The following is a 17,664-nucleotide window of genomic DNA, read 5'->3' on the forward strand; positions in this document are numbered from 1 at the left end:
GAGGAAGGAATGTATAAGAATATCAGGAAGGTGTATGAAGGAAAGCTTAATGAAATCAGGGAAAGCGGTTTGTGGAAAGAGGAGAGAATAATAGTATCTCCCCAGAAAAGCAGGATAGATACGGACAAGGTTAGCGGTGTACTCAACATGTGTGCAAACAACTATCTTGGACTGGCTAACAACGAGGAAGTAAGAAATGCAGCAAAGAAAAGTTACGACGACTGGGGATACGGACTTTCCTCCGTCAGGTTCATCTGCGGGACACAGTCAGTACACAAGGCCCTTGAAAACAAGCTTTCGGAATTTCTTGGAATGGAGGATACTATTCTCTACTCTTCATGTTTCGATGCAAACGGAGGTCTTTTTGAAACAATCCTGACTGAAAACGACGCGGTCATTAGCGATGAACTCAACCATGCAAGCATTATAGACGGCGTCAGGCTGTGCAAGGCCAAGAGATACAGGTACAAAAACAACAATATGGAGGATCTTGAAGAACAGCTTAAGCAGGCAGACAAGGACGGAGCGGAAGTTAAGCTTATAGCTACTGACGGAGTTTTCTCCATGGACGGTATAATTGCAGACTTGAAGGGCATTTGCGACCTTGCAGACAAATATGATGCTCTTGTAATGGTGGATGATAGTCATGCAGTGGGATTCGTCGGCAAGAAAGGAAGAGGAACCCACGAATACAATGATGTAATGGACAGGGTTGATATCATTACAGGAACTCTTGGAAAGGCTCTTGGAGGCGCAAGTGGAGGATATACAAGTGGGAGAAAGGAAATAATAGACCTTCTCAGACAAAGGTCAAGACCATATCTCTTTTCAAATACACTTGCACCTGCCATAGCAAATGCATCTCTCAAGGTCCTTGAGATGCTGACTGAAAGCACCGAATACAGGGACAAGCTTGAAGAAAATACAAAATATTTCAGGGATAATATCAAAAAACTCGGTTTCGACATAATTGACGGTGTACACCCAATCGTGCCCATCATGCTTGGCGATGCCGTCTTGTCACAGAAAATGTCAGAGATGCTTCTCGAAAAGGGTGTCTATGTAATAGGTTTTTATTATCCCGTAGTTCCAAAGGGCAAGGCCAGGATAAGGACACAGATATCTGCAGCTCATAGCATTGAGGATCTGGAATTTGCCTTGAATGCTTTCAAGGAAGTTAAGGAAGAACTGGGAATATAGGATTGAAATTCATATAACAAAAGAATGCCGCATTAATTTGCGGCATTTTTTTTCTTGGCTTCATTATTTTCTTTCCACTTATCAAATGAATTGCTTCCGGTTTTTATATTTTTGGAAGAGGCGTTCTTTTTATTATCTGAAGATTCAGGGGCAACCTTGGGCTTGTGCAGCTGGCTTTCTCCTGCATTTATTATGGCTGTCTTTGTGGCAACAGGTCCGATAACTTCTGTAAGTATTGTAGTTGCAAGGAGAATGGTTATAACGATGTCTCCAAGGTCTGTTCCTGCAAATTCACGGCTGACGCTTATTGCAAGACCAACTGCAACCCCTACCTGGGAGTAAAGACCCATTCCGATATATTTCCTGACTGTTTTTGATGACTTTGCTATGACTGCTCCAAGAGATGCACCTGCAGTCTTTCCTATGATCCTTACGGCAAAGTATACAACTCCAACAAGACCCAGCTGAGGTATCATTGAAATGTTAAGCCTTGAGCCCGCCAGGATGAAGAATATTGATACTATAGGGGTTGAGAATGTTTCAATCTGTTCAAACGCATATCTGTTGTCCGGAACAAGATTCGCCACCATGACTCCCATTGCCATTGCAGAAAGCAGAGCAGAAAGATGGAAGGCTGTGGTGATTCCTATTAGCAGCAGTATTGCTCCCAGAATGTATGAAAGTACATCTACACTTCTTCTTTCCTTGTTCAGTACATAGGATAGACATAATCCTATTATAGCTCCTGCAATCAGTGAAAGCACAATTTCCATAAGTGGATGGAGAAAGACTTTTGTCACCGTAAGAGCCTCATTCTTTATGAAGACCTTGGCAATTGCAGATGAAACTGAAAATATCATAAGACATATTGCATCGTCTACTGCTACAACTCCAAGGAGCGTCGATGTCAGAGATCCTTTTGCCTTAAGCTCTTTCAGCACCATTGTTGTTGCCGCAGGTGCAGTGGCTGCGGCTACGGCTCCAAGAACAAGTGCGTTTGCTGTGCTTTGACCCAGCAGAAGCAGCGCTCCTGTTACGAGGGCGAAGGCTATAAAGGATTCAAAAAATGCTATAATGAATATTGATTTTCCAAGTCTCTTTATCAGGGGGATTTCAAATTCGCTTCCAATATTGAATGCGATTATCCCCAATGCAAAATCACTGATGAAGGACAGTTTGTCCAAAAGTTCAGTGTTTGTAATATTCAATCCGGATATTCCTAGTAGGAGGCCTGCTATTATATAGCCTGCTACGCTGGGAATTTTCAACTTGTTAATAGCCTTTCCCGCAAGAAGTCCTACGATAACAGCTATTCCCAGGCAAGTGAATTCATTCATTTTATTATACCTCTTCTAATTGTTTTTTATATCTTTGTTTAAGTGAAATTTGGAGCTTTTATAAAAAACAGCTAGAAATTATGCGCTTAAAACAAACTAAATGATTATAATATTGAATTCTAGCACTATAGGTATGTCTTGTCAAATGGTTTTCTGTAAAAAAAACGTTATCTTTTTGAAAAAAACAATTTTTTTTTGTAATGCGGCAGTATTTGCGGAGTGGATTGTGTAACTATGAAAAAAAGACATATACTTGATTATTGGAGTTGTTTGATGTATATTTATGGTGGTAAAAAACTACATGTGGATCAATTCAATCAGATAATATAAAGTATACAGTTTAAGCATCTATATATTTATATCATATGAATTGACTCAACTGGGTTATGTTTTTAAAATTAAGGAAGTTTTAACCCGCAACAAGTTTCGTGCTAATTCATATAATATAAAGTATACAGTTGAAGTATCTATATATTTATATCATATGAATTAACTCAACTGGGTAACGGTTTAAAACTAGGAGGAAGCCATGTATACAGATATAGTAATAGACCATTTCAAGAATCCGAGGAATGTGGGGTTCATAGAGGATGCAAGCGGAGTGGGTTTTGCAGGAGATCCTGAATGCGGGGACAATTTGAAGATTTTCATAAAAGTGGAGAATTATATAATAACTGATATAAAGTTTCAGGTACAGGGATGTACTGCAGCCATTGCATCAAGCAGCATGACTACTGTTCTTGCAAAGGGCAAGCATGTCATGGCGGCATTCGCAATAACTGAAGATGACATCACAGAAGCTCTTGGAGGCTTGCCGGAAGAAAAACTGCATTGTTCCGTGCTCGGTGCCCTTGCCCTGAAGAAGGCGGTAGCCGACTATTCAAAAAGAAGGGAAGAGTAAATTGAAAAAGCACAGAAAGGCCTGAATTATGGCTCTTTCTGCGCTTGTAGTTGAAACCTTGTTTGGAGAGATGATCATCTATGCGTCCCTGGAGTTTTTCTTCCGGGACTTTTTTGTAGCCTGATCCTTGGGATTTTTCTTGAAATAGGGCGAATTCTTGTTGTCCCTTCTGTTCTTTCCCGATCTCTTGCTGGCACTTTTCCTTGGATTTCTGCGATGTCCCTGCTTGCCTTCTTCACTGGAACTTCTGTCCCAGTCAAGTTTTTCGTCGCCATCATGTTTCCTTCGGTGGCCGGATACGGAAATCTTTCCTTCATCGCTTGAATATCCGTTCTTGTAGTCTTCCTTTGGAAGCTTCATTCTGATTTCCTTTTCAATGCTGTTCATAAGAAGCCTGTCCTTTGGAGTAAGGAAGGTGACCGCTATGCCGGTTTCTCCCATTCTTCCTGTACGACCGATCCTGTGTATATAGGTTTCGGGGCTTTCAGGCACATCATAGTTGTAGATATGGGTAACCCCGCTTATGTCGAGGCCTCTTGAAGCTACATCAGTGGCTATGAGGTACTGATATTTACAGTCCCTGAAGGATTTCATAACCTTCTGCCTTGCATTCTGGGTCATGTCGCCGTGGAGCTTGTTGCAGAGATATTTCTTCTCCGTCATGTGTGCTTCAAGTGCATCTGCACGTCTTTTTGTTCTGCAGAAAATTATTGCCATGAATGGATTCGTCTTGTCGAATTCATTGAAGAGGGCTTCTTCCTTGTGCCTGTCCGAACATCTGATCACCTTCTGCCTTATGGCATCAAGGGTGATGCTTTTCTTTTGTACCGCAACTTCCACAGGGTCGTTCATGAACTTGTATGCTATTCTTTTCACCCTTGAATCAAGTGTCGCAGAGAAGCAAAGCATCTGCTTGTTCTTGTTGGTTTTCTTTAATATCGTTTCAACTTCGTCCTTGAAACCTATGTGGAGCATCTGGTCTGCTTCATCAAGTACAAGGGTTGTCAGATTGTCTATGTTTATTGTCTTTCTGTTCAGGTGGTCGAGAAGCCTTCCAGGTGTGGCTATTACAAGGGTGACATCATTCCGGAGCTTTCTCAGCTGTGAGTTTATGTCCTGACCTCCATAAACTGAAAGTATCCTCACATCGGTGTTTACAGCAAGTTTTCCGGCCTCTTCTGTAATCTGAAGGGCAAGCTCCCTGGTAGGGGTTATTACAAGTCCCTGGATATTCCTTGAATCAGTGTCGAATTTCTGAAACATGGGTAGAAGGAAGGCCAGAGTTTTTCCCGTCCCCGTCTGTGCTTCCGCCAGTACATCCATTTTTTTCAATATCTTTGGAATTGTTTGTTCCTGTACCTGGGTGGGTGTGTTTATCCCCTGGTTGCTCAGGTTGTTTATGAGGTTTTCATTTAATCCGAATTTTTTGAATTTATTCATTTTATTTCCTTATTATTCTTATTTATCAGTCGAGGCTTTCCGACTGACCGAAAATTCAAAGGGTTCGATGCCCTGAGAATTTTAGCTTATATGTGTTTTATGAAATCTGTTAAGTATATCATAATATTACAGCATAGTACAAATGGTTTTTTTGCTTGTAAGAACGATGCACCACAGCTGCTTTATAAGCTATAAAAGCACCATGGCCCAAAACACAGTTAAAGGAACTGCAAGGATTACCCTTTCAAGAAAGAGCAGCACCAGTGTCTTTCCGTCCGACAGCTTGTCAAAGGACAGTATTATCAGTGAGGAGGCTATATATATGAGCTGGTTAAGCGTGATTACAGCCATAATTATCTGTGTATTTACAGATGCCAGGTCCTTAAGTATTATTGCAGGCATCACCAGGTCTATGCAGTTGAGTATCAGAGTCTGCCCAAGAAGGAAGGGGTTTTCAAATCCGAAGAGACTCAGATACCATCCGTATGGCATGGTGGCGATTTCAAATATGCCTGTATTTTCAATTATGATGTTTGCAATTGTCCCCAGTGATATGAGAAATGGTATAAAGGACAGGAATATACCCAGTATTGAAATAAGGTTTTCTTTCAGGGAGTAATTCGTGGCTCCTGCCTTTTCTGCTGCATTATCCAGTGCCCGTTTGAGTTTTCCTTCACCTGATGATTCGCTTCTTTTTTCAGTCTTTGCATCATCCAGCCTGGAAAGCGGCGGTATTCGAACCATAATCAGTCCAAGGGTGTAGAATGTCAGGAACGTAAGGGTATAAAACTTGAAGAAGTATGACATATCCCCTACAAGAGACCAATAAATCATTGCTGTAGGAATTGAAGGCACTACAAGTGCCGAGATTATTCTCATGGCTTCTCGCCTGGAAAAAAGCTTCTTTTCATATTGTGCCCCTGTAAGATACATTCCCATGGTGGATCCAATGAAAAATGCCGTGAATATGTTTATAATGGAGTTCCCGGGCACCTTGAAAACAGGTTTGATGAATCTGTCCAGCAATACTCCCAGGAATTCTGCAAGTCCGAAATCACTCAAAAGGGGCAGAAAAAGGTTGGCCACTGTTATGAAAACAAGCATGCTTCCGCTCATGATTATTATTTCACCACTTGCTATGTTGAGAAATCCAAAGGCCGGTGAATCCAAGAATATGAAAACAATGGTGAATGCCAGGGCTGTAAGGCGAAATAAGACCTGAAAATTGCTCACGTTGAAATTTTTCCTTATGAATTGGCTTCTTCCTATGGATGAAGGCCTGAACAGCTTTACATCCAATGTAAGGGCGCATACGCCCAGCATGAAGATCAGCACTATCGTTGAATAATGCGGCGACAGCCATCCCTGTATTGTGTGGATGATCTTTAGCAGTATTGTGTCCTGGGAACCCGGAAATCGCATTGTGAATATGATAAGTCCAAGTACAGTGAGGCTTATGGATTTTGTAAGGTTCTTCTGTGCATTTTTCTTTTCCATGGTGTCTCCTTGTATAATCAGCTTAGTGTTGTGTATTGGTATCGTTTCTTTAATGTTTTCACGGCTAAGTATACAGTACCCACTGTCAATTATCAATAGACAGGATACAAATAACTGTGACAAAGTATTTCATTGACTATGAGTCTTCATGAAATGTATAATTGTGTTGGAGTTTAGGAAAGTCAATATTGATTGAATGATGGAGAAAAATATGAATAAAATAAGAGGCATATTCATGATTATTGTGGCTACAGCGGGAATGGGCTTTCTGCCGTTTTTTTCCAAAGTGGGTTTCAGTAACGGATTCAATGCATATACATTGATTCTTTTCAGATGTATGTTTGCTGCAGCAATACTGGTCCCCTATATGAGGATCAAGAAAATAGACTACAGAATTGGCAAGGAGTTTTTCTGGGAACTGGCAGCTGTCAGTTTTTTCTGCTACGGACTCATGATGCTGGCCGTGGTCAGTTCTTATGCACTAATACCGACGGGGATTGCCACGACCTTGCATTTTATCTATCCAGCTGCTGTTCTTTTAGGATCAACTGTTTTCTACAGAGAAAAACTGACTCTTGAGAAAGCGGCTGCTGTAATCATTGCCATGGTTGGAATATTTTTGCTGTCAGTTGAAAAGGGGAGCGTAGCGCTGAATCTTCCCGGAGTTATTCTTGCCTTGCTGTCGGGAGTATTGTATGCAGCATATATACTGAGGGCGTCACATGGAAGAATCAGGGAGATGAACTCCTTTGTTCTCGTATATTATCTGGCAGTGTTCAATATATTCTTTATTGCGGCGTTTGCATTTGCTACAGGTAATCTCAATTTTGACATAACATATGTCGGATATGCAGATGTTTTGGCATTGTCCGTATTATCAATATTTGTCATGGCGCTGTTCAAATCAGGACTGAACTATGTATCTTCTCCAACGGCAGCCGTATTGAGTACTTTCGAGCCTCTCACAAGCATAGTGGTCGGAGTGTTGCTACTTGGGGAATCCTTCACTTTTAGAAGCGGAATTGGAGCGGCGGTCATTATTGCTGCGGTGATATTCATTTCCTTCATAGAGAAAAAAAGTGAAGACAAGGCGGTCAGAGCAGAAGGAATGCAATAAATCTTTATATATTAAGGAAGATGTTGTATAATAAGTGGATAATATTGTATTAGGAGCACCATTTATGCTAAGTTATGTGGTTTTAGGAATTTTTGTTTTTCTCATAATTTCATTCATGTTTGTTCTCTTTGTGGAACTCATATCTTCTGCTGCCGACGGTGAGAAGAGAAGAAAGAAGTTGCTGGAAAAACAGAAGGAAAGAAAGATTATAGCGAAGAGAGTTCAGAAGTATACTGACAACTACTTTGATAAATACAGCAGGAGGCTATAATGAACAAGGATTATTCCGTAAAGGAAGTTTTGCAGAAAAAAGGTAAATCCACCATGTTTTTTACTATTGCGGGATTTGCTTCCATATTGATTTTAAACATTTTGATTACCCTGACAAACAAGCTTGGAGGATACAGGAATTTCGTCAGCATAGGACTGGTTGTTGTTTTTGGGATAATTATCTTTCTCATTGTTGAAAGGATCATTTCCGTCTATGTCTATATGATAGCAGACAAGCATATAGCTTTTGTGAAAAGGATAGGAAAGAAGGACAATATCATACTTGACGTGAAGTTCAAGGAAATAGACAGGGTACTGCCCATCAGTGAAATGAAGCCCAATGCTGAAGTCAACAATACATATTATTTCATATACAGCGAAGCCGACGAAAACTGCAAGTTCGGTGAATATAGAAGGGATGGAAAGCTTTACAGATTTGTGTTTGCTCCCAGCGAGAGGGTAATGAGGATACTTGACAGAAAGGTGACGACTTCATGAAGCTTGGAGAAGAGCTGAAAAAATACAGAGAAGCAGGGACAGCCAGATTCCATATGCCCGGACACAAGGGCATTTCTTCCTGTCTGGAGGAAGTTTTTGTGTTGGGAAACGACGTTACGGAGGTTGACGGACTGGACAATCTCCACAAGCCTACAGGTGTAATAAAGGATCTGTTGGAGGACATATCAGGGGTTTACGGGTCATACAAAACTTTGATTTCAACAAACGGCAGCACTTCATCCCTTCAAAGTGCAATACTTGGAGTGACAAAGCCCGGTGACAGCATTCTGGTCGACAGAAACTGCCACAAGTCCGTATACAATGCAATGATACTGGGAGACTTGAATCCCGTATACCTGATGCCGAAATGCGATGAGGAGTCGGGTCTTTCATGGATAGAGGATCTTGCCGGTCTGGAAGAATCCATAAGGGCGGATGAGAAAATCAAGGCAGTTGTGCTGACGTATCCTACGTACTTCGGCATATGCTGCGATATGGAAAAAATAGCTGAAACGGTGCACAGATACGACAGGATACTAATAGTGGACGAGGCACATGGAAGTCACTTGAGATTTTGCGACAGTCTTCCGTGTTCGGCCCTTGATGCGGGTGCGGACATTGTAGTCCAAAGTACCCACAAGACTTTGCCGTCACTGACCCAGTCATCCCTCCTTCATATCAGGGATGAAAAACATGTTGAGGGTGTATCCGACATGATATCCATGCTCCTTACTTCAAGCCCTTCATATCTTATGATGGCATCCATTGAAGCATCAGTTGACTTGATGGACAGGGAAGGAAGCAGCAGGCTTAAAGCTAACATGGACTGTGTGGACAAAATGGCGGACAGATATGAAAATGCCGGCAGGATATTCAGGAAGAGGGATTATTTCATAAAAAGGGGAGTCCATGACTTCGACGATACAAGACTTCTCTTCAAGACTTCTGAAATAGGAGTGGATGGAGGCAGGGCAGAATCGATTCTTAGAAAAGAATACAATGTACAGGTGGAAATGGCAGACACGAACTATGTAAATGCCTTCATGACAGCCTGTGACGGTGCCTATGACATTGAAAGGCTCTTTGCTGCTGTCAATGACATGGTTTTGAAATACGGCATGACTGCAGATGATGAAAAAACCGGTAGTGAAGATGAAGCAAGCATGCCATGCACCATGGAATGCCCGGAAATGGCAATGAACATGAGGAAGGCCTTCTATTCGGAAAAGACTTCTGTGGATATTATTGATGCCGTAGGGGAAATCTGTGGATGCCATATAACACCTTATCCGCCGGGAATACCTCTGCTATGTCCCGGAGAAAAGATAACGGGACAGTTGGTTGAAAGGATAATTAAGATTTCAAAATCCGGCATTGAAGTTATGGGTCTGGAAGAAGGAAAGATAAAAATAATAAAGATATAGCAAAATACAGGAGTGTTTATGAATAAAGGACTTTTTATAGTGCTTGAAGGGCCGGATGGGGCAGGGAAAAGCACAGTGGCAAGGCTCATAGCAGATTATTTGGAAAAAAAGGGACACAGCATAGAATTTTCAAGGGAACCCGGTGGTACTCCCATCAGTGAGAAAATAAGGGATATAATACTTGACTGCGACCACAAGGAGATGGCGGATACTACTGAGGCATTGCTCTATGCGGCTTCAAGAGCCCAGCATGTTGCAGAAAAGATAAGACCGCTCATAGAATCGGGTAAAACAGTCATATGTGAAAGATTCTACCATTCAAGCCTTGTCTACCAGGGAATAGGCAGAAAGCTGGGAGTGGAGAAGATAAGGGAGATAAATGAATTTGCTATCGGCGGTACATATCCAGACCTTGTACTTTTTCTTGATATCAATCCCGAAGTTGCCCTTAAGAGGAAGACAGACATAGATGGCGGAGACAGGCTTGAAAACGAGCATATATCCTTCCATATGGATGTATATAAGGGCTACAAGGAGATAATAAAGATATCTCCGGAAATCAAGGTGGTTGATGCATCTGTTGACAAGGAACAGGTATTTAAAAATGTGATCAGTGAACTGGAAAAGATAATCTAGACAGGAGGATGCAATGAAACTTGTAGTTGCGGTTATACAGGATGAGGATGCAAACAAGGTGTCTTCGGAACTTAGGGACAAGGATTTCGGACTTACCAAGCTTGCTTCGACGGGAGGCTTTTTAAGCTCAGGGAACACAACACTGTTGATAGGTGTTGAAAAGGAAAAGGTGGACGAGGTCCTTGACATAGTCAGAGCAAACTGTCAGACAAGGAAGAAGCATACATCCGCTACTCTGCCAAGTGCGTATACGGCAACAAGCGGATACATACCCAGGTCGATAGAAGTTCTTATAGGGGGAGCGACGGTTTTCGTCCTTGACGTGGATAAATTTGAAAAAATGTAGGTGATTTTTTAATGGATGGATTGGGCTATGACGAGGTAATAGGTCAGGACAAAATAAAAAAACATTTGATGGATATCACGAAAAGTGATAGTATTTCACATGGGTACATATTTGAAGGGCCAAAGGGAACAGGAAAACTCAGGCTTGCAGAAGTATTTGCACAGACAATACTGTGTACCGAAAGAAACGACTACCCCTGCGGAGTCTGCAGTTCCTGCATAAAGGCAATGGCGGGCAGTCACCCGGATATCCATGTAATGGATTACAGTGAAAATTCCATAAAAAGGCAGGATGTGGATGAAATCCAGGAAATCGTCTATGTAAAGCCCTATGAAAGCAGAAGAAAGGTAATAATCATCAATGATGCCCAAAAGATGACCGTACAGGCGTCAAACACCTTTCTGAAGACATTGGAGGAGCCTCCTGAGGATACTGTCATAATTCTCATCACCCTAAATCAGAGCCTCATTATTCAAACCATTGTATCAAGGTGCCAGACCATAAAGCTTGACAGGATAAGCGACAGGGAAGTGAAAAGGATACTCATGGAGGAATACGGCGTAGAGAGTCAAATGGCAGGGCTCATAACGGGATATTCAAAGGGGATAGTGCAGAGGGCGGTAAATATTCTCCGGGAGGAAGTGAATATACTTCAGCTCAGGGGAGAAATTGTCGATATGGTTGACGATATATTGAAAAGCGGAAAATCAATAGTTTTTGAATACGAAAAATACTTTGACAAGCACAAAGATGATATAGATGACATTTTGGAAATACTCATGATATGGTTCAGGGACCTTTCCTTCTACAAGGTAGGGGCGGTGGACCAGATTATAAATATAGACAGGATGAGCCTGATAGAGAAGCAGTCTGGAAAGACTGACGGGAAAAGGTGTTCTGAAATGTATGAATTGTTTCAGAATACATATGATGATGTAAAGAGCAACGTGAACTATAAATTGGCAATAGACAACATGCTATTCGGAATACAGGAGGTAAAGCATGATTAGCGTAGTAGGAGTAAGGTTTAAGAAAGCCGGAAAGATATATTATTTCGATCCTGACAGCAAACTTGTCAAGAAGGATGATGATGTAATAGTGGAGACTGCAAGAGGAATAGAATTCGGTTCCGCAGTGGTAGGCCCCAAACTGATAAGTGAAGAAGAAGTGATTCAGCCCCTTAAGAAGGTCCTGCGGGTTGCAACCAAGGACGATATTGAAAAAAATGCCAGGAACAAGAGGAATGAGCAGAAGGCATTTGTTACATGCATGGAAAAAATTGAAGAGCATAAGCTTGAAATGAAGCTTGTGGATGTTGAATATACATTTGACAACAACAAGGTCATATTCTATTTCACAGCCGAAGGAAGGGTTGATTTCAGAGAGCTTGTAAAGGATCTTGCATCCATATTCAAGACAAGGATAGAGCTGAGGCAGATAGGAGTAAGGGACGAAGCCAAGATGATAGGAGGTCTTGGACCATGTGGGAGACCCTTGTGCTGTTCCAGCTTCCTGGGTGATTTTGCACCGGTATCCATAAAGATGGCAAAGGAACAGAGCCTTTCCCTTAATCCTACAAAGATATCAGGAATATGTTCAAGACTTATGTGCTGTCTAAACTATGAAAAGGACCTTTACGAAGAAAATCTTGACCGTCTTCCCAAAATTGGAGACAGGGTGGAGACACCAAACGGCATAGGTGATGTAATAAGGATAAATCCCCTTCTTTCAAAGGTTAAGGTAAGGATAAAAAGAAGCTCTGATAGAGGCGATATTGACGAGATAGAGGATTTTGAAGAAGAGGATGTTAAGAAGCTTAAAAAAGGCGACAAGGGATATGACAGATCCGAACCGAGTCCAAAGAATACTGGAAAGCCTGACAGGCAAAACAAGGACGGCAAAAAGGAAGGACAGGGAAGGAAAGACCAGGACAGGAAGGACAGATATAGAAAAGGAAAGCAAAGCAAGAACAAGGTCGAAGTGAAGGAAGGACAGGAAAATAAGGATGTGTCCGAGAAACAAGACCAGCCCCAAAAGCAGGACGATAGGGGCAAGCAGCCGAAGCAGCAGAAACGTCCGAGACAACCCAAACAACAAAATAAGCAAGAGCAGCAAAGTCAGGACAAAAAAGAAGGGTTGGAAAAGAAGGAAAGACCGGAAAGGAAAGGCAGGTCCAACAAGAAAAGCAGATACAGAAAAGACAGGAATGACAACAGGGACAGACAGGAAAAGAAGGAAAAACCTGAAAACAGTGAAAAACAACAATAATTTTACTTTAAATAAATTGACATCAGTGGTAAAATAATGTAGAGTTTATTTAGCTTCAATTAAGGAGGTGTAGTGATGGCTTATAAAATTAATGATGCTTGCATTAGCTGTGGAGCTTGTGAGGCAGAATGTCCAGTAGGTTGCATCAGTGCAGGAGACGATATCTATGTAATAGATGAGGCTGCTTGTATTGACTGTGGAGCATGCGCTAGCGTATGTCCTGTAGAAGCACCTGTTCAAGTTTAATCTAATGTAAACCAAAAAAGTTCTCTTTCGAGAACTTTTTTTCATTTTTTGTAAGAAAAAATTGCGAATGCAGTTAAAATGCTACAACTATCCCTCCGTCGTCTGCATATACAGTGCTGATGCCACGGGCTTCAAATATCAGGATTTCCTTGAAGGGATATTTCTTAAGTATGTCTTCCTTGAGACTCTGAGCCTTTTCAAGAGCGTTGACATGAGTGATGCCAAGAATTGTGTTTTCATAGTCAACATCCTCTTCTCCTATCATTTCCACAAGCCTGTTGAAGGCTTTCTTCTTGCCTCGCACCTTGTCGAGGGCTATTATCTCTCCTTCATCGTTGGCGCTCATGATTGGACAAATCTGCAGGAATGTAGCCAGAGATGCCTTTACCTTGCTGAGCCTTCCGGCCTTTAGGAGATGGTCGTAGGATTCAAGGATGAACAGGGTCTTGAGCTTTTTTACATAATTGGATGTGATGCTGACGATTTCTTCCCTTGTATGGTTCAGATCCATAAGTTCCTTTATCTTTACGCTTATCATTGATTGCGCAGAAGAAGCCGACCTGGAGTCGAATACATGGACAAAGGAGTCTATTGAATTGTCCCTGATCATTTCACATGCAGTTATGGCGCTGTTGTAGGAGCCGCTTAACTTACTTGAAAGGGTTACGACAAAATTCTCCTTGTTTTTTATGAAAGCGTCATAATACTCACCAGGTGAAGGACAGGCGGTTTTCAAGGTCAGGCTGCCCTTGATCTTGTTGAGGAGAAAATTTGTATCAAGATCATTGTCGATAATCTCTTCATTGTCAATTATTATCTTAAGCGGCACCGTTTCGAAGTAGTCTTTGATTTTGTCATTGACATCTGTACAGCTGTCTACAATTATTTTTCTATCCATAAATTATCCTTTCTTTTTAATCTACTATTATTATAACAGTTAAATTGTTAAATTCATTAAAAATATAAAAATATAAATGTTTTTTAACAATTTATGATATATAATATGATATATGTGTTGACATAGCATATTTTTTTTGATAGGTTATATAAAATTACAATATATATCGCATAATCATTTTTGGATTATTTAATATTTGAGAGGAGCTGCAATGGAAAAGATTTTAGAAACTGGATACACATTTGATGACGTACTGTTGGTACCTGCAAAGTCGGACGTGCTGCCTAGGGATGTTGACGTGAGTACGTATCTGACAAAAAAAATAAAGCTGAACATACCTCTTATGTCGGCAAGCATGGATACTGTAACTGAAGCAAAAATGGCTATAGCTATGGCAAGGGAAGGTGGAATAGGAATAATCCACAAAAACATGTCAATTGAAGCACAGGCCATGGAAGTGGACAAGGTAAAAAGATCTGAACACGGAGTAATCACTGATCCCTTTTACCTGTCGGAAGACCATATAGTTGAAGATGCACTGGAACTCATGAGCAGATACAGAATATCAGGAGTGCCTATTGTAGATGACAACCAGAAACTCATAGGAATAATCACAAACAGGGATGTAAGATTCGAGAAGGATTTTTCCAAGAAAATCAAGGATGCCATGACAAGCGAAGGACTCATTACGGCAAAGGAAGGCATAGATATGGAAGAAGCTCTTCAAATCATGTCGAAGCACAGAATTGAAAAGCTTCCTTTAATGAAGGAAGACGGAACCCTTGCAGGTCTCATTACAATCAAGGACATAGAAAAGACAATCAAATACCCCAATTCTGCAAAGGATTCAAACGGTAGACTTCTAGCAGGAGCGGGAGTAGGTGTGACAGTCGATATGATGGAGAGGATCGAGGCGCTTGTGAAGGCAAAGGTTGACGTAATAGCCGTTGATACCGCCCATGGACATTCATCAGGCGTAATAAATGCAGTGAAGAAGATAAAGGAAGTATATCCCGACCTTCAGGTAATAGCAGGAAACGTGGCTACTGCAGCGGCGGTAAAGGCTCTTGCAGAAGCGGGAGCAGACTGCATCAAGGTTGGTATAGGACCTGGATCAATATGTACAACAAGGGTCGTGGCAGGTGTCGGCGTACCTCAGCTTACAGCGATATACAACTGTGCAGAGGAAGCGAAGAAGTACGGACTGCCTATCATAGCTGATGGCGGAGTAAAGTACACTGGAGACATCCCGAAGGCAATTGCAGCTGGAGCCAACGTTGTAATGATGGGATCCATGTTTGCAGGTACAGAGGAGAGTCCTGGAGAGACTGTGCTTTTCCAGGGAAGAAGATTCAAGGTATACAGGGGAATGGGCTCCGAAGGTGCCATGAACCAGGGAAGCAAGGACAGATATTTCCAGGACGATGCCAAGAAGTTCGTTCCGGAAGGCGTTGAAGGAAGGGTACCATTCAAGGGGCCTATAGGAGAGGTTATCTATCAGATGGTTGGAGGTCTGAAAGCCGGCATGGGATACTGTGGAACAACAAGCATTGAAGCTCTTAAGACTGATGCAAGATTTGTCAAGATAACAGGAGCAGGTCTTAAGGAGAGCCACCCCCATGATATACAGATTACCAAGGAAGCTTCAAACTACAGCGTAAGCAGCTGATAATAGGAGAAAGAATATGATACTAATATTAGACTTTGGTGCTCAGTACAGCCAGCTGATTGCCAGAAGAGTAAGAGAAGCAAAGGTTTATTGTGAAATAGTGCCTTACAGCATTTCAATAGAAAAAATCAAGGAAAAGAATCCAAGCGGATTGATACTTTCGGGAGGACCTGCAAGCGTGTATGAAGAAAACGCACCGAAGGCTCTTCCTGAAATATTCGAACTTGGACTTCCGATACTCGGAATCTGCTACGGAGGTCAGTTCATAGCTCAGACCTTTGGCGGAAAGGTAACAAGGGCATCATCAAGGGAATACGGAAGAATAGAGCTGGACATGAATTCGGACAGCAAGCTTTTCACTGGCATTGACAAGAGCACAAAATGCTGGATGAGCCATACGGATTATATAGAGCAGCTTCCTGAAGGATTCGAGGTTACAGCAAGCTCTGACACCTGCCCTGTTGCTGCAATGGAAAACACTGAAAGAAACATATATGCGGTACAGTTCCATCCCGAGGTAGAGCATACTGAAAGAGGAAGAGAAGTACTTAACAACTTTGTACACGGCGTATGCGGCGAGGAATCCTCATGGGATATGGGTAACTATGCCGAAGAGCAAATAAAGGCAATAAAGGACCTTGTAGGCGACAAAAAGGCACTTTGTGCACTGTCCGGCGGGGTGGATTCCTCTGTGGCAGCTGTTCTTGTACACAAGGCAATAGGAAAGAACCTTGTTTGCGTATTCGTTGACCACGGCCTTCTAAGGAAGGACGAGGGAGACCAGGTTGAGCATGTCTTCAGGGACGAGTTCGACATGAACCTCATAAGGGTAAATGCACAGGACAGGTTCCTAGGAAAGCTCGAGGGAGTATCTGATCCGGAGAAGAAGAGAAAGATAATAGGAGAAGAGTTCATCAGGGTCTTCGAGGAAGAGAAGAATAGACTCAAGGAAGAATTCGGACACATCGACTACCTTGTTCAGGGAACAATATACCCTGACGTAATAGAAAGCGGTACTGACACAGCAGCAGTGATCAAGAGCCACCACAACGTTGGAGGACTTCCGGAGGATGTTGATTTCGAACTTCTTGAGCCGTTGAGACAGCTTTTCAAGGACGAAGTAAGACAGGTTGGCAGAGAGCTTGGAATCTCAAACGAGCTTGTTGAAAGACAGCCCTTCCCGGGACCTGGACTTGCAATAAGGGTTCTCGGCGAGATAACACCGGACAAGCTTGAGATTGTAAGGGAAGCGGACTTCGTATTCAGAGATGAAATCAAGAAGGCCGGTCTGCAGAACCAGATATGGCAGTATTTCGCATGTCTTCCAAACATCAGAAGCGTTGGCGTAATGGGAGATGAAAGAACATACTCACACACCATAGCCCTAAGGGCCGTAACAAGTACCGACGGAATGACCTCCGACTGGGCGAGGATTCCTCACGAAGTACTTGAAAAGATATCAAACAGAATTGTAAACGAAGTTGACCACGTAAACAGGATAGTTTACGACATCACTTCGAAGCCACCGTCAACTATCGAGTGGGAATAGTAGAGAGAATCCACGAACCTATTGTAATCAATGGGTTTCGTGGATTTTTTACAGTCTGAGAAAGTTGAAAATGTATAATCCCTTGAAACGTTGGTATTACACTTATAAGGAAACTTTCTGCGACCTCTTGATAAATGCTTGCTCATTTATCTGCTTACGCATTTAACTCAGCGTAGTGCTTTCTTGAATCAAAAAAACATCAAAATAAGTAAAACTGATTTTGAGAGTTTTTTATAAAAATTTTTTCGGCAAATGTTCATTTATGCTTTACATATTGTCAAGCATTTTAGAAAATGTCCCGAAAAAATAAAAACATGAGCACTGGACTTCAGTGCTTTTTGTGTGGGGAAAAGCCCGCATTTATTCCA

15 protein-coding genes and 2 pseudogenes are annotated in these 17,664 nt (G+C 41.9%); 13 read left to right on the forward strand and 4 right to left on the reverse strand.

What is annotated here, in order from left to right; translation table 11 throughout:
- The first annotated feature begins 9 nt into the window (after positions 1 to 9).
- Positions 10 to 1,200, forward strand: a complete 1,191-nt coding sequence (locus BUB05_RS03345) for a glycine C-acetyltransferase (protein WP_073047087.1) — start codon at positions 10 to 12, stop codon at positions 1,198 to 1,200.
- A gap of 32 nt (positions 1,201 to 1,232) precedes the next feature.
- On the opposite strand, the gene BUB05_RS03350 is transcribed toward BUB05_RS03345, so the two are convergent.
- Positions 1,233 to 2,537, reverse strand: a complete 1,305-nt coding sequence (locus BUB05_RS03350; RefSeq protein WP_073047091.1) for a cation:proton antiporter — start codon at positions 2,535 to 2,537, stop codon at positions 1,233 to 1,235.
- Positions 2,538 to 3,066: 529 nt separating this feature from the next.
- On the opposite strand from BUB05_RS03350, the gene BUB05_RS03355 reads away from it, so the two are divergent.
- Entirely contained in the window at positions 3,067 to 3,438 is a 372-nt protein-coding gene (locus BUB05_RS03355; RefSeq protein ID WP_073047094.1) for an iron-sulfur cluster assembly scaffold protein, read from the forward strand.
- Between the two features lie 345 nt (positions 3,439 to 3,783).
- Here BUB05_RS03355 and BUB05_RS03360 read toward each other — a convergent pair.
- Together BUB05_RS03360 and BUB05_RS03365 are read right to left on the reverse strand one after the other, a co-directional pair.
- Positions 3,784 to 4,878: pseudogene (locus tag BUB05_RS03360) on the reverse strand (DEAD/DEAH box helicase); the annotation flags it as partial.
- Positions 4,879 to 5,067: 189 nt separating this feature from the next.
- Entirely contained in the window at positions 5,068 to 6,375 is a 1,308-nt protein-coding gene (locus tag BUB05_RS03365) for a YjiH family protein (RefSeq protein WP_073047101.1), read from the reverse strand.
- Between the two features lie 211 nt (positions 6,376 to 6,586).
- On the opposite strand from BUB05_RS03365, the gene BUB05_RS03370 reads away from it, so the two are divergent.
- The 9 genes and pseudogenes from BUB05_RS03370 to BUB05_RS03410 all read left to right on the forward strand — a co-directional run bounded on the left by BUB05_RS03370 (position 6,587) and on the right by BUB05_RS03410 (position 13,180).
- A complete protein-coding gene (locus BUB05_RS03370; protein WP_073047104.1) occupies positions 6,587 to 7,492 on the forward strand; it encodes a DMT family transporter in 906 nt (301 codons plus the stop codon).
- Positions 7,493 to 7,556: 64 nt separating this feature from the next.
- Positions 7,557 to 7,763, forward strand: a complete 207-nt coding sequence (locus tag BUB05_RS03375) for a hypothetical protein (RefSeq protein ID WP_073047107.1) — start codon at positions 7,557 to 7,559, stop codon at positions 7,761 to 7,763.
- Positions 7,763 to 8,260: a hypothetical protein gene (locus tag BUB05_RS03380; protein ID WP_073047110.1), complete on the forward strand. Its 498-nt coding sequence runs from the start codon at positions 7,763 to 7,765 to the stop codon at positions 8,258 to 8,260. The genes BUB05_RS03375 and BUB05_RS03380 overlap by 1 nt, the downstream gene beginning before the upstream one ends.
- Positions 8,257 to 9,684, forward strand: coding sequence for an aminotransferase class I/II-fold pyridoxal phosphate-dependent enzyme (locus BUB05_RS03385; RefSeq protein WP_073047113.1), 1,428 nt, complete (start codon positions 8,257 to 8,259; stop codon positions 9,682 to 9,684). Before BUB05_RS03380 ends, BUB05_RS03385 begins: the two co-directional genes overlap by 4 nt.
- 18 nt (positions 9,685 to 9,702) lie before the next feature.
- Entirely contained in the window at positions 9,703 to 10,320 is a 618-nt protein-coding gene (gene tmk / locus BUB05_RS03390; RefSeq protein WP_073047116.1) for a dTMP kinase, read from the forward strand.
- 13 nt (positions 10,321 to 10,333) lie between these two features.
- Entirely contained in the window at positions 10,334 to 10,666 is a 333-nt protein-coding gene (locus BUB05_RS03395; RefSeq protein ID WP_073047119.1) for a cyclic-di-AMP receptor, read from the forward strand.
- Between the two features lie 11 nt (positions 10,667 to 10,677).
- Positions 10,678 to 11,676: a DNA polymerase III subunit delta' gene (gene holB / locus BUB05_RS03400; protein WP_094762679.1), complete on the forward strand. Its 999-nt coding sequence runs from the start codon at positions 10,678 to 10,680 to the stop codon at positions 11,674 to 11,676.
- Positions 11,669 to 12,502, forward strand: a pseudogene (locus BUB05_RS18830) (PSP1 domain-containing protein); the annotation flags it as partial. The gene holB and the pseudogene BUB05_RS18830, both read left to right, overlap by 8 nt.
- 507 nt (positions 12,503 to 13,009) lie before the next feature.
- On the forward strand, positions 13,010 to 13,180 hold the full coding sequence (locus tag BUB05_RS03410) for a DUF362 domain-containing protein (protein ID WP_073047125.1): 171 nt from the start codon (positions 13,010 to 13,012) through the stop codon (positions 13,178 to 13,180).
- A 73-nt stretch (positions 13,181 to 13,253) separates the two neighbouring features.
- Here the strand turns inward: BUB05_RS03410 and BUB05_RS03415 are convergent, their stop codons facing one another.
- Positions 13,254 to 14,078, reverse strand: coding sequence for a DegV family protein (locus BUB05_RS03415; protein ID WP_073047128.1), 825 nt, complete (start codon positions 14,076 to 14,078; stop codon positions 13,254 to 13,256).
- Positions 14,079 to 14,289: 211 nt separating this feature from the next.
- Between BUB05_RS03415 and guaB the strand changes: the two genes are divergently transcribed.
- Both guaB and guaA read left to right on the forward strand, forming a co-directional pair.
- On the forward strand, positions 14,290 to 15,747 hold the full coding sequence (guaB, locus tag BUB05_RS03420) for an IMP dehydrogenase (RefSeq protein ID WP_073047131.1): 1,458 nt from the start codon (positions 14,290 to 14,292) through the stop codon (positions 15,745 to 15,747).
- Between the two features lie 16 nt (positions 15,748 to 15,763).
- Positions 15,764 to 17,296, forward strand: a complete 1,533-nt coding sequence (guaA, locus tag BUB05_RS03425; RefSeq protein ID WP_073047134.1) for a glutamine-hydrolyzing GMP synthase — start codon at positions 15,764 to 15,766, stop codon at positions 17,294 to 17,296.
- Positions 17,297 to 17,664 lie beyond the last annotated feature (368 nt).

Origin of the sequence: Dethiosulfatibacter aminovorans DSM 17477 (assembly GCF_900142005.1) — a bacterium.
Lineage (GTDB): Bacteria > Bacillota > Clostridia > Tissierellales > Dethiosulfatibacteraceae > Dethiosulfatibacter > Dethiosulfatibacter aminovorans.